We start from the raw sequence: 15,189 nt of genomic DNA on the forward strand, positions 1-15,189 counted from the left end.
CGTTTCATCCCGACCGCACTTCCAAGCACACTGGCCCCATGTCTCGCCTCACCGAACAGCTGCTCGCCTCGCTCGAACCGCTCCCCCACCAGGCCCGGCTGCGCCTCGCCGCCACCACCGCCCGGGACCTGGCGGCCACCGGCGAGCTGGAGGCCGTACTGGCCGAACTGGACGGCCTGGGACGGTACGAGCGGAGGCTGGCGGCCCTCGCCGCGTTCGCCGGGCGGCGCACCGAGTACCTCTCCGCCCGGCTCGCCGACCCCGACCCGGTGGTCCGCGGCTACGCCCTGCGGGCCGCCCGCGCCCTGCCGGTGCCCGACGAGGCGATCGCCGCGGCCTACGCCGACGCCTCCGCCGAGGTCCGCGGGCAGCTCTCGCGGACCGTCCGGCGCGGCGGACGCACGGCGCTCGCCGAAGCCCTCCTGCCCCGGCTGCGCAGCCAGTGGGGCGACGGCGAGGCCGCGGTCCTGCTGCCCGCCTGCGGGCCCGAGGCGGTGGCCCGGCTGCTGCCGGAACTCGCCGACTCCGTGACCGACTGGGTCCGCCTGGCCCTGCACCACCCCGGACCGGTGCTCGACCAGGCGGACGCCGAGCTCGCCGCGCTCCCCGCCGCACTGCGGGACTCCTGGTGGGCACGCCGCGCTCCCGGGCTGGCCGCCGCCGCCCCCGCCGAACCGCTGCGCGTGCTCGGCCTGCTGGAACGCCACAGTCCGGGCGCGGTGGGGCCCGCCCTACGGGACCGGTTCGGGCTGTTCGCCGCCGCCGACGCCGAACGCCTCGTACGGTGGCTGGCCGATCCGGCGCGCGAGCCGCGGCGGCACGAACCCGCTCCGGCCCCCTCCGTGCTGCGCCGCCTCGCGCAAGCCGACCCGCCCTCGCTGCCCCGCCTCGGACGGCGCTGGCTGCGGCCCCGTCCGCAGGTGCTGGCCGCCCTGTTCAAGGCCCTGCCGCCGGCCCGCCGCGAGGCCTTCTACGACGGGCTGACGCAGGGCCTCCTACCCTCCACGGGGAGTCCGGCCACCGGCGTGTACCCGCTGTTGGACCTCCTCCCGCCCGCGCGGCGCCACACTGAGGTACGCCTCGCCGTGGCCCGCGAGCGCGCCGACGGGCTGGCGCCCGGGCAGCTGCCCGCCGCCCTCGTCTGCCTCCCGGTGGCCGAGGCGCGCCCCGAGATCCTGGCCGCCTGCGCGAGCTCCGACGCCGAGCTGCGCGCGGACGCCTGGGTCATGCTCCTCGACAACGCGGGCCGCTCAGGCGACCCCGGAGCGGTGGCCGAGGTCCTCGCCCTCATCGCGCGCAGGCTGCGCAACGAGCGCGACGCCGTACGCTCCGCCGTACTCGCGGAGCTGGTGGACCTGCCCCCCGCCCTGCTGGACTCCCCGACGTCCCCGGGTCACCTGGACACGATCGTCCTGGACGCCCTCCAGGCCCGGGACACCTCCTACGCCACGCGGGACGCCGTGCGGAGCCTGGTCCTCGCCGTGCTCGCGGAGCCCGCCGCGGGGCCCGGTCCACTCGACTGGGCACTGCGCGGCCTGTGCCACCTCGTCGATCACACCGGTGGGGCCATGCTCGGCGGGTACGAGTGGCCCGTGCGGCGAGGAAGGCAGCCCGAGGTGTTCGCGGCGCTGCGCCCGTGGGCCGACCGGGCCGCCGAGAAGGGCGACTTCGGCCCGCTGGTCAAGCTCGCCGGCTTCCTCGACACCGATTCCGGCCGCCTGCCCGAGCTCCAGCTGATGCTCTCGGACGCGCTTCGGCGGTGCGAGGACGAGACGCTCCCGGCACTCGCGAACGCCTGGCTGTCCGACCCCGCGACCCGCGAGGAGCGGGCGGTGGAGCTGCTGGCCCGGGAGCCGTCGGCGGTCGCGCTGAGGCGCGTGCGGGAGGTCCTGTCCCGGCACCGCACCGACCTGCTCGACGTCCTGCTCGCCGAGCACCCGCCCTACGGACGGTTCCTGCGCGAGGGCTCCGCCCGTCCGCTGCCGGACTTCGCCCAGGCCTCCCGGTGGCTGCCGCGCCAGCAGGAGGCGGCGGCCCGCCTCGCGGCGTCCGCCGTCCGCGACGACCCCGGGCCGCTGTACAGCCGGGCGTCGCTGGTCCGCGAGGCGGCGCTGATCCCCGACCACGGGCTGGACCTCGTACGGGAGTACGCGCACTCCTCGGACGTCCTGCTGTCCGAGTCGGCGCTGGCGGCGGCGCGGACCGTCGAGCCCGCGGCGGCCCTGGACGACCTGCTCGCGCACAGCGGTGACGACCGTGCCCGGGTCGCGCTCTACGCCGCCGGGCGGGCGGCGGCCGCCACCCCGCCCTCCGTACTCGCCGGGCGGCTCACCGAACTGCTCGACCCGGACCGGGAGGTGAAGGTGACCAGCCGCAGGGAGGCCGCCCGGCTGGCGGCCCGGCTGCTGCCGCCCCAGCTCGCGGCCGAGCTGCTGGGCCGGATCGGGCGCTACCCCGCGGCCCACCGGGACCTCAAGGCCACGGCGATGCGGCTCGCCGTCGGGCTGCTGCCCGCGGCGGCGGCCTGGGAGCTGCTGGAGGCCGCCGTCCGGGGATCCGCGGAGAGCCGTTTCGTGCTCGTCCTCACCGACGTGCTGGACGTGCCCCTGCCGCACCGGCCGCGCTACGCCCGCCTCGTGGCGGCCGCGATCGAGGTGGGCGCCGAATCGGACGAGGGCGCGCTCTCGTACTACTACTGCCTGCCGAAGTGGGTGACCTACGCGCCCGAGGCCGCGGACACCCTGCGGCTGGCGGTCTGCGACCTCTCTTCGCGCGTCGGCGGGCAGCGGGCCGCCTCGGCCCTGGCCGACACAGCGGCGTCCGGGCTGCCCCACCCGGCGGGCGGCGCGGAACCCGGAAGCCAGTTCCACCGGGCGGTGGCGGAGCTGCTCCGTACCGTGCGGTCCGGTGAGGAACCGGACGCGGAGGCGGAGCGCGACCGGCCGGCCCTGCGGCGGCTGCGGGAACTGCTGGTCCACGCGAGGGAACTGGGCGATCTCCCGGCCGTGCGCGGGGCGGTGCTTCGCCAACTGGCCGGCGAACCCCTGCTGATCGAGGCCCGGGTGAACCTGCTGCTGCGGGCCCTCGACCTGCGGGCGGAGCCCTCCGACCCGGCGGCCCCGCGGTCGGCACTGCGGGACCTGGTCGCCGCCCACGACGGCCGGCCCGGCCTGGCGCACGCCACCGCCGCGCAGCTGAAGTCCCGGTACGGCTACGGGGACCCGCTGCCGGACCCCGGCAGCGCGCTGGAAACCGTACGCGCCCTCGCCTCGGACGGCGGCGCCGTGTCCGGCCTGTTCGCCGCCGCCCTGACCGACGGCATCGGCCGGCTCCACGGCTGGCCGCCGCAGTGGCGGGAGCTCCTGCGCGAACTGCGCCGGCATCCGGAAGTGGAGGTCAGGGACGCGGCGTTCGCTGCGACGACGCAGTAGGGCCGGCTACAGGGGGCGGAGCCGGCACGGCCGACGGCCTCGGACGGCCTCGGACGGACCGATCATCACATTGTGCTCCATGACATCCTGTGACGTCACAACTCGCCGGACGGGATCGGCGGACGTCCGGGGAATATGGGGAAGGTCCATGAGGCTCTGCTTCCTGGTGGAGGAGCATTACCGCCACGACGGAATGCCGAACGAGGTGGTCCGGCAGTTGAAGGCTTGGGGCCACCGGGTGGATGTGCTGCGGCCGGGCGGTTCACTGCTGCGGATGAGCGAGGCGGTCGACGCCGGCGCCCATGACGCCTGGGTACTCAAGACCGTCTCGGGCGGGCCGGGGCTCACCCTGCTCGAAGCCGCCGCCGCGGCCGGGACCACCACGGTCAACGACGCCCGCTCGATCCGGGGCGTACGGGACAAGGCGCTGGCCGCCGCCATCGGCCGGGACCGCGGGCTACCGCTGCCGCCGACGTACGCCGCCGCCCGGCCGGAACTGCTCATGGAGATCCCGGACTCGGAGTACCCGCTGGTCGTCAAGCCCGCCGACGGCAGCTCGGGCCGGGCCGTGCACCTGGTGTCCTCGCCGTGCCGGCTCGCCGCGATGCTCCCCGAACTGTCCGGCGAGGGCATGCTCATCGCCCAGCCGTACGTACCGAACCCGGGCACCGACATCAAGGTCTACGCGGTCGGCGGCGAGCTCTTCGCCACCGAGCGCCGCTCCCCCCTGCACCCGGACACCCCGGTCCCGGAGCGGCTCGTCCCGCTGTCCGCCGAGATCGCGGAGATCGGCGCGCGGGTCGGGGCGGTCTACGGGCTCGACCTGTACGGAGTGGACGTACTGCTGGGCCCGGACGGGCCGGTGGTCGTGGACGTGAACGACTTCCCGAGCTTCCGCCAGGTCCCGGACGCGGCTGCCCGAGTGGCCCGCGCGGTCCTGGACCTCGCGCGGGACGGCGGTACGGGTGGTGCCGGCGGGACGGGTACCACCCATGCCCACCGCGGGGCGGGGCCGGCGGTGTCGATCCCGGTCCAGGCCACGGCGACGGCGACGGCGACGTCCGTAGGCCCTTCGACCACTTCCACGGCGTCGACGGCTTCGACGGGCCCCACGGCGGGAGACCCTGTATGAGGATCGGCCTGATCACGGACAACCCCGGGCATCCGCTGCTCTCGGCGGCCGCCGGCCTGATGCGGGCCGCCGGGCACGGGGTGGAGCTGCTGGATCCGGGCGCGGCGGACGGAGCCTGCGGCGCACCGGCCGACGTATACCTGCTCAAGGCGCACACCCCGCGCGGGCTGGACCTGGCCCGGCGGCTGGAGCGGCGCGGGGCTCCGGTGGTGAACTCGGCCGCGGCGACCACGCTCTGCCAGGACCGGACCCTGATGGCGGAGCTGGCGGTCCGGGCCGGGCTGCCGTTCGCGGGGACCCGCACCTTCGACGCGCTCGCGGGGTGGGCGGCCGCGGTGACCGTGGACTCCCCCGTGGTCGTCAAGAGCCGGCACAGCCGCCGCGAGGACCTCGTGGCCCGGGTCGACGCAGACGCGGAGCTGCGGGAGTTGGCGGACCGCTGGCCCGACGAGCCGGTGGTGGTGCAGGACTTCGCCGCGAACAACGGCTGGGACCACAAACTGTGGGCGATCGGCGACCAGGTCTTCGCCGCGCTGCGCCGTTCCGAACTCTCCCCGGAGGGACGCGGCCCGACCCTACCGCTGCCCCGGCTCCCGGCGGGCTGGGCCGACCTGACCCGCCAGGTCGGCGAGGTGTTCTCCCTGGACGTCTACGGCGTGGACATCATCGCCACGGCCGACGGCGCCCCGCTGATCGTGGACATCAACGCCTTCCCCGGCATCCGCGAACAGCCGGGCGCCCCCGAGGCCCTCGCGGAACTCACCCTGCGGCGCGCCAAGGGCTAGGACCTCAGCCGGGCGGTCGTGGGCGGACGGAGATCACCGCCCTCGGCGCCCGCTCCCGCTACTTGATGACCTCGACCTTCTTGTCCCCCGCAGCCGCGTAGGCCTGGGAGCTCGCGCCGAGCGCGGTCACGGTGAGGGCGAGCAGGACGGATACGGCGGCGGCCGCGGCGCGCTTGCGGGTCATGGGGTCCCCCTGATGGTGTGTGGTGGTCACCGCAGCTTCGCATCCGGGCCCGGGGCGGACAAGCGGATCCAGCGGGTCGCGCGCGTCGATCGGGTCGGGCGCCGAGCGGGTGGAGGTGGTCGGTGTGCGCGCCGTGGTCTTCGAGCGGTACGGGGAGCGGGCCGAGGTACGGGACGTGGCCGATCCGGTTCCGGCCGCCGGCGGGGTCGTGGTGCGGGTGGAGGCGACCGGGCTGTGCCGAAGTGACTGGCACGCGTGGGCCGGACACGACCCCGGCGTCAGGCTCCCGCACGTGCCGGGCCACGAACTGGCCGGTGTGGTCGTGGCGGTGGGCTCCCGGGTCGCCGACTGGCGTACGGGGGACCGGGTGACGGTCCCGTTCGTCTGCGCGTGCGGCCGTTGCCCCGAGTGCGCCGCCGGACAGCACCAGGTGTGCGCCCGCCAGACGCAGCCGGGATTCACACACTGGGGATCCTTCGCCGAGTACGTGGCACTGGACCACGCCGACGTGAACCTGGTGGCCGTGCCCGAGGAGCTCTCGTACGACACGGCGGCCGCGCTGGGGTGCCGGTTCGCGACGGCCTTCCGGGCGGTCGTCGCGCGGGGACGGGTGGCCCCGGGCGAGTGGGTCGCCGTGCACGGCTGCGGCGGTGTGGGGCTGTCGGCCGTGATGATCGCGGTGGCGGCGGGGGCCCGGGTGGTGGCCGTGGACACCTCACCGGCGGCGCTGGAGCTGGCGGCGGCGTTCGGAGCCTCGCACTGCGTGGATCCGGCGCGGGGCGACGCCGCCGGGACCGTACGGGAGTTGACGCACGGCGGAGCACATCTGTCGCTCGACGCCCTGGGGTCCGCGGCGACGGCGGCGGCCTCGGTGTCCGGGCTGCGCAGGCGCGGGCGGCACGTCCAGGTCGGGCTGCTGCCGGCCGCGCAGGGGGCCGCGACGCTCCCGATGGAGCGGGTCATCGGGTGGGAGCTGGAGATCCTCGGCAGCCACGGCATGGCGGCGCACGCGTATCCGCCGATGATGGAGCTGGTCCGCTCCGGGGACCTGCGGCCGGACCTGCTGGTCACGGACACGATCCCGCTGGACGCGGCGCCGGACGCGCTGGCCGCGATGGGCACGGCGCCCGGCCGCGGAGTCACGGTCATCCGGCCGGGAGCCGCGCGGGGACGGTAGGGGCCGCAGGGGCCGCGCGGGGACGGTTCCGGCTCTGCGGACCGCCCCCGCCGCCGGGCGGTCCTTGAGGGGAAATCCGCAGGCCGGGGCTTGTGGTGGGCGCGAGCGCGTCGCTACAGTCCCTGATTACACGTGTAATCAGGGATGCGTTCCTGCTCCCGGGGCGCGATTCCGGCCGCCCTCATTCACTCCCGCACCCCTCTCATTCCCGCACCCCCTCATTCCCGCACCCCCTCACTCCGCACCCCCTCATTCCCGCACCCCTCACCTCCCCGAGCCGCGAGAGGCACAGCCATGTCCACCATCCCCGTCTCCCCGCCCGCCAGACCCGACGCGCCCGCGCCCCTACCGGCCGGGGTCCGCCGGAGTACCGGCATGCTGGCCCTCGGAGCCGGACTGCTCGGATCCGCCGCCGTACTCGCGCTCGTCGTCCGCCAGGACGTGACCCGCCCGCCCTTCCAGGACTTCGACGACCGCTGGCTGACGTGGATGGGCGGACCGCACGAAGGCTTCCCCTCCGCGGTCGCCGCCGGGCTGAACTGGTTCGGCGGCCCCCTGGGCTCCGTCGTCCCGCTCGCCCTGCTGCTCCTCCTGGTCGTCCGGCGACGCTGGGTGTCGGCGGGCTTCCTCTTCGCCGCGTACATGGCCGGCAACATGCTCGTCGTCCAGAGCCTCAAGCACCTGGTGGACCGGCCGCGCCCGGCGGATCCGCTGGTCCGGGTCGACCACGGTTCCTTCCCCTCGGGACACGCGGCCGGTGCGGCGCTCCTGGTCGTCCTCGTCGGGGCGCTCCTCGTCCCGGCCGCCCGGCGCCGGGCCTGGTGGGCGGGCGGCGCGTTGTTCACGCTGGCGATGATGTGGAGCCGGACCTGGCTGCACGCGCACTGGCTCAGCGACACCGCAGCCGGAGCGGTGGCCGGCGCCGGTACCGGCCTGCTGGCGTGGTGGCTCTGCGCCCCGGCGCTGACCCGCGAGGCGGAGCGCCCGCGCCCGCGCCGGCAGGGCCCTCGCTCGCCGCGGTCCGCTGCCCGCTGAGCGGCACGGACAGCTTCCAGGGCGGGGCAGCGGCCCTGGCGGCGCCTCCCCCGCCCTTCCGGGCTACCCGCGCCGGCCGTCCACCGACGGAGCCCGGCCCCGGCGTCGCAGCCGCAGGACGGCCAGGGCCGCCACCACGGCCACCCCGAGCGCGCCCGCGACCGTCAGGATCCAGACCGGGATGCCGCCGGCCGTGCGGAGCTCGTCGGTGTACTCGACCCGCCGGTACGGGGTGTCGCCCGCGGCGGCGCGCAGCTCGTGGTCGCCGTCGATGCGGGACGGGACCGGGAAGCTCTGATCGATCGCCGTCAGGAACACCGGCGCCGCACCCGCGAACTCGGCGACCTGTCCCGTCGGGGTGATCCGCCCGGCGAAGGTCACCTCGGGGGTGTCGCCGCCGATCGCGGAGGCGGGCTCCATGCGGTGGTCGGCCAGTACGTACAGGCCCAGGGACTGGGCGCTCCCGGCCCGCCGGGACAGCCGCATCGGGTAGACGAGCCGGTCGCTCTCGAAGCGGATCAGGAGCGGGTCCAGGGTGCCGCGCAGGGCGCCGCCCGCCTCCCGGGGGACGAGGCGTACAGCGACGTACTCCCAGCGCTGGTCCACGTACGGCTTCAGGTCCGCGGTGAGGCCGTCGGGGAGCTTGAAGCCGTTGGTCTCCAGCCAGTCGCCCAGTGCGTCGGGGTCGGTCGCCGTGAGCCGGGCGACGTCGAAGTCGCCGAGCCGCTCGCGGCCGACGACGCCGACCCCCGCCTCCCCGCTGCCGGGCGGCGTCGCTCCGGCCGTGTCCCGGCTGCCCGAGTCGAAGGGCCAGTCGCCGCGGCGGGGCCAGAAGTAGTGCCGGGTCCGGTATTCGGGCCCGGTCAGGTCCACCAGCTGCGAGAACAGACCGGGGTCGCCGAGGCGCACCGCGGCCCGCCCCGGCACTGGCATGATCCACGCGGCCCGCTTGGCGTCGCCGCCGACCGTGAACCGCATCGCCATCTGCTCGGTCCGGCCGTCCCAGCGCACCACGGAGGTTTCCCGGGCGACCCCCATCCGGGAGACGCCGTCCGGGATCATCGCCCCGCAGCCGCAGGCGTAGGCCGGGCTGACCAGGGAACCCAACTGGGTCGCGAGCAGCGCGAACAGCAGTACCGCGATCCTTCGCCGCACATCCGAGCCCGCCCGCACGGCCTTGGCGGCACCCTCGTCCACGGCTACGCCCGAGCCCGTACCGCCGTCCGCGCCGCTGCCCGCACGCTTCCGCACACCGTTGCCCACGCCGTTCCCCACGCCTTCCCGCGCTCTTCCCCACAGCCGCTCGCGGAACCTCCGGCCCGTCCGCCCGCGGTCTCAGACGGCGGAAGCGGCGATCCGGTTCCGGCCACCTGCTCGCCATCTGCCGGTCATCCGGTCCTGTCACGCTACGGAGGGCCAGAGTTGTATATACAACTTTCCCGGATGGTAGGAGCCACGATGTCCCCGACGGCGATCACCCGCCCGCCCGCGCCCTGGCTGCGCGACAACTGCCCCTGCGCGGAGTGCCGCGACCCGCGCACCGGCCAGAAGCTGTTCCAGATCACCGAGCTGCCCGCCGGGCTGGCCGTCGGCTCCGTGCGCGAGGCGTCCGCCGCCGACGGCGGACCCGGCTGGGAGGTGGTGTGGCGGCCGGACGGCCACCGTTCCGTGTACGCCGCCGGCTGGCTGGACGCGCACGGCCCCGGCGGACCGGCGTACCGCCGGGCCGGGGACGGCCGGACGGAGGCCGACAAGGAGCTGTGGGCCGCGGCGGATCTGGACGGGCGGGTCCCGGAGGCCGGCTGGGACGCGTACATCGGCTCCCCCGAGGTCCGCGAGCGGGCCCTGGACAGCGTGGTCCGGCTGGGGTTCGTCCTGCTGCGGGACGTGCCCTGCCGGGACCGGATGGTGCTGGACGTGGCGCGCACCTTCGGCTTCGTCCGCGAGACGAACTACGGCGAGCTCTTCGAGGTCCGCGTCGAGGCCGAGCCCAGCAACCTGGCGTTCACGGGTGCGCGGATCACCCCGCACACCGACAACCCCTACCGGGACCCGGTACCGACCCTGCAGCTGCTGCACTGCCTGCGCAACGAGGCCCGGGGCGGCGACTCCGGCCTGGTCGACGGCTTCCACGCCGCAGCGCTGCTGCGCGAGCGGGAGCCCGCGGCCTTCGAGGTGCTGTCCCGGATGCCCGTCGAGTTCGTCTTCGCCGACGCGCGCTGCGAACTGCGGGCCCACCGGCCGCTGATCGGCCTGGACCCGCTCGGGCGCGTCCGCGAGGTCCGCTTCAACAACCGGTCCATCTCCACCCTGCACCAACCGGCCGGCGTGCTGGAGGAGTTCTACGCCGCCTACCGGCTCTTCGGCGAGCTGCTGGAACGGCCGGCGCTCCGGCTCGACTTCAGGCTCACACCCGGGGACTGCGTGGTCTTCGACAACACCCGTCTGCTGCACGCCCGTACCGCCTTCGCCGAATCGGGCGGACGTCACCTCCAGGGGACGTACGCCGATGTCGACGGGCTGCTGTCCACCCTTGCCGTGCTGCGCCGCGAAGGAGCCTCCGCGTGAGGACCTCCGGCACGAGCGCAAACGCAAACGCAGGCACAAGCACCGCCGCCGTCGGCCCGATCGACGCGTTGGCCCTCCTCTTCGAGGGTGACGGCCTCGCCGAATACTTCGGCGAGGCCGTCACGCAGGCCGGGCACATGCTCCAGGCCGGCGCCCTCGCCGAGGCCGCCGGGGCCCCAGCCCACCTGGTGGCGGCCGCGCTGCTGCACGACATCGGGCACTTCCACGGGACCGTGACCGGGCGCGACCTCATGGACGGCGGCCTGGACAACCGCCACAGCCACACGGGGGCGGACTGGCTCGGCCAGTGGTTCGGGCCGGAGGTGACCGAGCCGGTCCGCCTGCACGTGGCCGCCAAGCGCTACCTGTGCACGACCGAGCCCGGCTACTTCGACCTGCTCTCCAAGGCCTCCGTGCACACCCTGCGCGTCCAGGGCGGCCCGATGAGCGCCGCCCAGGCCCGCGCCTTCGAGGCGCTGCCGGGTGCGGCCGACGCGGTGGCCGTACGGCGCTGGGACGAGCAGGCCAAGGATCCCGGGCTGGCCACTGCGGGCTTCGACCACTTCCGGCCGCTGCTGGAGGGGCTGCTGCTCAGGGAGTGAGCAGGCGGCCCAGCGCGCTGGCGGCCGTCGTGTGCACCGTGAAGGCCACCGTGCCCGGCAGGTAACGGTCCTGCGACCACTCCACCGGCACGCCTGCCGGGTCGGTGCACCGGCGCCGCTCGCGCAGCAGCGCCTCGCCGGCCCGGCAGCCCAGCAGCTCCACGTCCCGCGCGTCCGCCGCCGCGATGTCGATGGTGTGGTGGGCGTCGGTGAACAGGACTCCGTGCAGAGCGAGTTGCTCGGAGTACGAGATCGTGTCCAGCGGCATGGCCGCGACCAGGGCACCGACCGCCTCGGGGTACGTCGTGCGCTCCACCATCACCGGGGCCCCGGACAGGGTGCGCAGCCGCAGCACGCGGCGGACGGGGGCGCCCGCGTCGATCCGTAGCTGTTCCGCCTCCTCGGCGTCGGCTCCGCCCGGCTCCACGGTCACGGTCCTCCCGCCGGGTTCCTCGCCCAGCGAGCGGGCCCACCGGGTGAAGCTGCGGAGCTCCGCGACGCCCCCGGACTCGCGCGGTCCGCCGCCGAGCACGACCCGGCGGGTGCCGCGCCGCGAGGTGATCAGCCCGTCGGTGCGCAGTGCGGCGAGCGCCTGACGGACCGTACCCCGAGAGACGCCGTAGCGGCGGGCGAGTTCGTCCTCGGCGGGCAGTCGTGCGCCCGAGCCGTACTCGCCCGCGGTGATGGCGGTCCGCAGGTCCCCGGCGACCTTCCGGTAGAGCGGTGTCCTGCGTTCCGGGTCGCTCGGTGCCTCGTTCACGGGCCCCAGCCTGCCACGGCCCGACAGCGGCGAAAGACCCGGCAGGTCGGGACGTTCCGCCCCGGTTTTAGACGATGCGCGTCGCCTAAATTCGGACCATGACCGAAATGACCGGCGGCCCGGCGTGGTCCCGCCCCGGCCGGCCCCAGGTCGTGCTCCGCCCCTGCGGCTCCGCCGGGCCACCCCCGGCGAGGCCGCACTCCGATCCGCAGAGGAACCACCCATGTTCGGCATGATCATCGACACCACCCCCGACACCGCCGGCCGTCCGGTGCTGCGCCTCGACCCCGAGGGCGGGCCGTTCCGCGACCTCGCGGCCGTACGGATCCAGGTGCCGGCCGGCGGCACGATCCCGGCCCACGCGCACGGCGCGTCGGAGCTGCTGCTCACGGGGGTCGCCGGCACCGTCGAGGCCTCGTGCGGGTGCGGCGCCAAGACGGTGACCCCGGGCAGCTTCGCGATGCTGCCGGCCGGCAAGGTGATCACCCTGGCCAACCACGGCACCGAGCCGGCCACGGTCCTGGCCGTCTTCTCGCAGAGCGAGTTCACGGAGGGTCTGCCGCGCGGCGCGGCGAAGGGCTGCGGCTGCCAGGGTCACGGCCACTGACATCCCGATGACCGCTGATCGGCCCGCCGGCGCCCCGGTGATCGACCGCCTGCCAGGGCTCCCGACGACCGGAGCCCGACGGGAGCCACACCGGCCGCATTCCGGCCACTGACCGACCGATCGCCCGCTCCGCCCGCACCGCGGGGGGCGGCTCTGGACCGTCCGTCGGCCTGATCCCATAATTCTCCCGTGAGAGCCACGGAGAAGCAGACCGCGAAGCGGACGGACAAGCAGCCGCGCCGCAGCCCGCTGGTGCCCGACACGGTGGGCCGGGAGATCGCGCGGCACCACTGGGACTCCGTCGACTGCGGCTGCGGCCGACCGGCGGGACATCTCGTGGATGCGTTGTGGGACGCGGCCGAGGGCCACCCGGCCGCGTTCCACGCGCTGGAGGGCCACGCCTTCCATCTGGGGCGGCTGCGCGGGCCGGCCCCGGCGGTGTGCGGTGTCCTGATGGCCGTGTGGTCCGCCGGCCCGCCCCGGCAGGCGACCCGCGAGGCGCTGCTCTGGGCGCTGCTGCGGCTGCTCGGCGCCGAGGACGACGGGAGCTCGCACGAGGCGGGCCTGTACGGCCAGTGCGCCGCGCACATCCGCGCCGCCCTGCCGAGCCTCCGTGACACGGCGACCGGGCGCCCGGGCTCCGTGTCGGCGGCCTACGCGGACGGGATCCTGCGCCTTCTCGACCTGACGGTCCAGGGGTACTGACCGTCCTGCCGGTCCTGCCGGTCTTCCAAGCGCCCGGCGCACACCGCGTCGTGGCGATCGCGTGCAGCCGCGAGCCCGGCCGGACACCCCGGGACTGGCCCCGCCCCGCCCCGCCCCGCCCAGGGCTGCGCCTCCCCGACCGGGGACCGGATGCGCGAACTGCTGCTCCGACTGGACCCGGCCCGCCGCCCGGTGGCGCTGATGGGCTACGGGCCGTCACCGAGCCACTGGCAGGGAGCCGGTGGAGCGCCGTCCGGCCGCCACCGGAAGCCCGGCGGGAGCGGCGGGCCCGCCTGGAACGGCCGGCTCTGAGGGCCGGCGGGCCCGCCAGGAACGGCCGGCACTTCAGACACGGCGGGCCCGTCAGCCGGCGGACCCGCCGGACACGGCCGCCCCCTCAGGCCTTCGCGGCCGGCGCGAGGCAGGCCCGGAGAGTGGCCGGGGTCACCTCGGTGAGGGAGGGCGCGAAGGTGCGTACCGGGGACGCGGGCACCGGCAGCAGGGACGGGACGACCAGGACCCCGCAACCGGCCGCCTCCGCCGAGGCCGCGCCGTCCGGGGAGTCCTCCACCGCCACGCACGCCTCCGGGGCCGCGCCCAGCCGCTGCGCTGCCTCCCTGTAGGGGTCGGGGTGCGGCTTCGTCAGGGCGGTGTCGTCGGCGGACAGGGTGAAGGCGAAGGGGACATGGGCCAGCGAGCCGCCGACCACCGAGTCCACGACCACCCGCGGCGAGGCGCTGACCAGAGCGAACGGCAGGCCCGCCGCCTCGAGGGCGGTCAGCAGCCGCTGCGCCCCGGGCCGCATCGGCGCGCCCTCCTCGACCCGCTGGAAGAAACTTTCGGTCAGGGTCAGCGCCACCTCGGCGGTGTCCCCGGTACGGGCGACGCGTACGAGGTGCGCGGCGGTGTCCTCCACCGCCCGGCCGACCACTTCGGGCGCGTCGGCGGCGGTCAGCTCGTACCCGAGCCCCGCCGCGATCTCCTCGGTGGTCCGCCACCACAGGACCTCGGTGTCGACGAGGGTGCCGTCCATGTCGAAGAGGACGGCGGCGAGTTCGGTCATGAGCCGCTCCCCGCGGTTGCCGTGGCGGTGGCGGCGGAGGCCGCGGTTCCCGCGACGACGAGGACGGGCCGCCGCGCCAGTGCCATCGCCGCCCGCGCCCCCGGCACGAGGGTCCCCGCGTCGCGCGAGGGCAGGTCGGCCTTGATCCGGGTGCCGTCGGGCAGATCCAGGTGGAGCCGGGTCACCGACCCGAAGAACGAGGCCGACACCACGGTGGCCGTGCCCTGCGGGTCCGCCGCCACCGTGATGTTCTCGGGGCGTACGAGGACCTCGACGTCCCGGGTCGAGGGCACCGGGCCGTCCACGGGCAGCCGGGAGCCGGCCACCTCCACCGTCCCGGAGTCGGCCAGCCGTCCGCGGAGCCGGTTCATGGTGCCCACGAACTCGGCGACGAAGGGCGTCGCGGGCCGCTCGTACAGCTCGGCGGGGGCGGCGCACTGTTCCAGGCGGCCCGCGTTGAGCACGGCGACCCGGTCGGCCATGGACAGGGCCTCCTCCTGGTCGTGCGTGACGAAGACGGTGGTGATGCCCAGTGACAGCTGGAGCCGGCGGATCTCCTCGCGCAGGCTGGCCCGTACCTTCGCGTCGAGCGCGGAGAGCGGCTCGTCGAGCAGCAGGACGCGGGGGCGCAGGGCCAGGGCGCGGGCGAGCGCGACGCGCTGCTGCTGGCCGCCGGACATCTGGTGCGGGTAGCGGTCGCCGTGGTCCGGCAGGCCGACCAGGTCGAGCAGTTCGGCGGCGCGCTCGCGGCGCGCGGCGGCGCCGACCTTGCGCACGCGCAGGCCGAAGGCGACGTTGTCGCGGGCGTTGAGGTTGGGGAAGAGGCTGTACGACTGGAACACCATCCCGGCATCGCGGCGGTTGGCCGGGACCCGGGTGATGTCCTCCCCGTCGAGCAGGACTTCGCCGGAGTCGGGCTGTTCGAAGCCGGCGACCACGCGCAGGGCGGTGGTCTTGCCGCAGCCCGACGGGCCGAGGAGGGCGACGAGTTCGCCGGGCTCGATGGTGAGGTCGAGTCCGTCGAGGGCGACGGTGGAGCCGAACGCGCGGCGCAGGCCGCGGAATTCGACGCGGGCTCCGGCGGGGGCCGCTTCGCTTTCCGCGGGCTTCCTGGCCTCGGGAAGGGTGAGGGACATGCGG

At 75.6% G+C, this 15,189-nt stretch carries 15 protein-coding genes; 10 read left to right on the forward strand and 5 right to left on the reverse strand.

The window, feature by feature from the left end; genetic code table 11:
- The first annotated feature begins 38 nt into the window (after positions 1-38).
- The 3 genes from OG389_RS02225 to OG389_RS02235 all read left to right on the forward strand — a co-directional run bounded on the left by OG389_RS02225 (position 39) and on the right by OG389_RS02235 (position 5,348).
- On the forward strand, positions 39-3,431 hold the full coding sequence (locus OG389_RS02225) for a hypothetical protein (RefSeq protein WP_328296737.1): 3,393 nt from the start codon (positions 39-41) through the stop codon (positions 3,429-3,431).
- Positions 3,432-3,579: 148 nt separating this feature from the next.
- On the forward strand, positions 3,580-4,563 hold the full coding sequence (locus OG389_RS02230) for an ATP-grasp domain-containing protein (protein ID WP_328296738.1): 984 nt from the start codon (positions 3,580-3,582) through the stop codon (positions 4,561-4,563).
- Positions 4,560-5,348 (forward strand): ATP-grasp domain-containing protein, encoded by a 789-nt coding sequence (locus OG389_RS02235; RefSeq protein WP_328296739.1) that lies wholly within the window; start codon positions 4,560-4,562, stop codon positions 5,346-5,348. The genes OG389_RS02230 and OG389_RS02235 overlap by 4 nt, the downstream gene beginning before the upstream one ends.
- A gap of 58 nt (positions 5,349-5,406) precedes the next feature.
- Here the strand turns inward: OG389_RS02235 and OG389_RS02240 are convergent, their stop codons facing one another.
- Positions 5,407-5,532: a hypothetical protein gene (locus OG389_RS02240; protein ID WP_275432038.1), complete on the reverse strand. Its 126-nt coding sequence runs from the start codon at positions 5,530-5,532 to the stop codon at positions 5,407-5,409.
- 124 nt (positions 5,533-5,656) lie between these two features.
- Here OG389_RS02240 and OG389_RS02245 point away from each other — a divergent pair, with 124 nt between their 5' ends.
- Together OG389_RS02245 and OG389_RS02250 are read left to right on the forward strand one after the other, a co-directional pair.
- Positions 5,657-6,709, forward strand: coding sequence for an alcohol dehydrogenase catalytic domain-containing protein (locus tag OG389_RS02245; RefSeq protein ID WP_328296740.1), 1,053 nt, complete (start codon positions 5,657-5,659; stop codon positions 6,707-6,709).
- A 294-nt stretch (positions 6,710-7,003) separates the two neighbouring features.
- The gene (locus OG389_RS02250; protein WP_328296741.1) at positions 7,004-7,744 is read left to right on the forward strand and encodes a phosphatase PAP2 family protein; all 741 of its coding nucleotides are present in this window, start codon (positions 7,004-7,006) and stop codon (positions 7,742-7,744) included.
- A 63-nt stretch (positions 7,745-7,807) separates the two neighbouring features.
- On the opposite strand, the gene OG389_RS02255 is transcribed toward OG389_RS02250, so the two are convergent.
- Positions 7,808-8,878 (reverse strand): DUF2330 domain-containing protein, encoded by a 1,071-nt coding sequence (locus OG389_RS02255; RefSeq protein ID WP_443059409.1) that lies wholly within the window; start codon positions 8,876-8,878, stop codon positions 7,808-7,810.
- A 324-nt stretch (positions 8,879-9,202) separates the two neighbouring features.
- On the opposite strand from OG389_RS02255, the gene tmpA reads away from it, so the two are divergent.
- Positions 9,203-10,312, forward strand: a complete 1,110-nt coding sequence (tmpA, locus tag OG389_RS02260) for a 2-trimethylaminoethylphosphonate dioxygenase (protein ID WP_328296742.1) — start codon at positions 9,203-9,205, stop codon at positions 10,310-10,312.
- A complete protein-coding gene (locus OG389_RS02265; RefSeq protein WP_328296743.1) occupies positions 10,309-10,914 on the forward strand; it encodes a phosphonate degradation HD-domain oxygenase in 606 nt (201 codons plus the stop codon). Before tmpA ends, OG389_RS02265 begins: the two co-directional genes overlap by 4 nt.
- Here the strand turns inward: OG389_RS02265 and OG389_RS02270 are convergent.
- Positions 10,904-11,674 carry a GntR family transcriptional regulator gene (locus tag OG389_RS02270; RefSeq protein WP_328296744.1) on the reverse strand — a complete coding sequence of 257 codons (771 nt, stop codon included), beginning with the start codon at positions 11,672-11,674 and terminating at the stop codon, positions 10,904-10,906. The two genes, OG389_RS02265 and OG389_RS02270, sit on opposite strands and share 11 nt — an antisense overlap.
- 223 nt (positions 11,675-11,897) lie before the next feature.
- Here OG389_RS02270 and OG389_RS02275 point away from each other — a divergent pair, with 223 nt between their 5' ends.
- The 3 genes from OG389_RS02275 to OG389_RS02285 all read left to right on the forward strand — a co-directional run bounded on the left by OG389_RS02275 (position 11,898) and on the right by OG389_RS02285 (position 13,298).
- Complete coding sequence (locus OG389_RS02275) at positions 11,898-12,281, forward strand: cupin domain-containing protein (RefSeq protein WP_328296745.1); 384 nt, start codon at positions 11,898-11,900, stop codon at positions 12,279-12,281.
- A gap of 189 nt (positions 12,282-12,470) precedes the next feature.
- Positions 12,471-12,986, forward strand: a complete 516-nt coding sequence (locus tag OG389_RS02280) for a hypothetical protein (protein WP_328296746.1) — start codon at positions 12,471-12,473, stop codon at positions 12,984-12,986.
- A 150-nt stretch (positions 12,987-13,136) separates the two neighbouring features.
- Positions 13,137-13,298 carry a hypothetical protein gene (locus tag OG389_RS02285; protein WP_328296747.1) on the forward strand — a complete coding sequence of 54 codons (162 nt, stop codon included), beginning with the start codon at positions 13,137-13,139 and terminating at the stop codon, positions 13,296-13,298.
- A gap of 85 nt (positions 13,299-13,383) precedes the next feature.
- On the opposite strand, the gene OG389_RS02290 is transcribed toward OG389_RS02285, so the two are convergent.
- Positions 13,384-14,049, reverse strand: coding sequence for an HAD family hydrolase (locus OG389_RS02290; protein ID WP_328296748.1), 666 nt, complete (start codon positions 14,047-14,049; stop codon positions 13,384-13,386).
- Positions 14,046-15,185 (reverse strand): ABC transporter ATP-binding protein, encoded by a 1,140-nt coding sequence (locus OG389_RS02295; protein WP_328296749.1) that lies wholly within the window; start codon positions 15,183-15,185, stop codon positions 14,046-14,048. The genes OG389_RS02290 and OG389_RS02295 overlap by 4 nt, the downstream gene beginning before the upstream one ends.
- Positions 15,186-15,189: the final 4 nt, after the last annotated feature.

This window comes from Streptomyces sp. NBC_00435 (assembly GCF_036014235.1).
In the GTDB taxonomy this organism is placed as follows: domain Bacteria; phylum Actinomycetota; class Actinomycetes; order Streptomycetales; family Streptomycetaceae; genus Streptomyces.

Bases quoted from the DNA above. Each gene is read 5' to 3' on its own strand.
- OG389_RS02225 (WP_328296737.1), top strand. From the start codon at position 39: ATGTCTCGCCTCACCGAACAGCTGCTCGCCTCGCTCGAACCGCTCCCC.
- OG389_RS02230 (WP_328296738.1), top strand. From the start codon at position 3,580: ATGAGGCTCTGCTTCCTGGTGGAGGAGCATTACCGCCACGACGGAATG.
- OG389_RS02235 (WP_328296739.1), top strand. From the start codon at position 4,560: ATGAGGATCGGCCTGATCACGGACAACCCCGGGCATCCGCTGCTCTCG.
- OG389_RS02240 (WP_275432038.1), bottom strand. From the start codon at position 5,532: ATGACCCGCAAGCGCGCCGCGGCCGCCGCCGTATCCGTCCTGCTCGCC.
- OG389_RS02250 (WP_328296741.1), top strand. From the start codon at position 7,004: ATGTCCACCATCCCCGTCTCCCCGCCCGCCAGACCCGACGCGCCCGCG.
- tmpA (WP_328296742.1), top strand. From the start codon at position 9,203: ATGTCCCCGACGGCGATCACCCGCCCGCCCGCGCCCTGGCTGCGCGAC.
- OG389_RS02275 (WP_328296745.1), top strand. From the start codon at position 11,898: ATGTTCGGCATGATCATCGACACCACCCCCGACACCGCCGGCCGTCCG.
- OG389_RS02285 (WP_328296747.1), top strand. From the start codon at position 13,137: ATGCGCGAACTGCTGCTCCGACTGGACCCGGCCCGCCGCCCGGTGGCG.
- OG389_RS02290 (WP_328296748.1), bottom strand. From the start codon at position 14,049: ATGACCGAACTCGCCGCCGTCCTCTTCGACATGGACGGCACCCTCGTC.
- OG389_RS02295 (WP_328296749.1), bottom strand. From the start codon at position 15,185: ATGTCCCTCACCCTTCCCGAGGCCAGGAAGCCCGCGGAAAGCGAAGCG.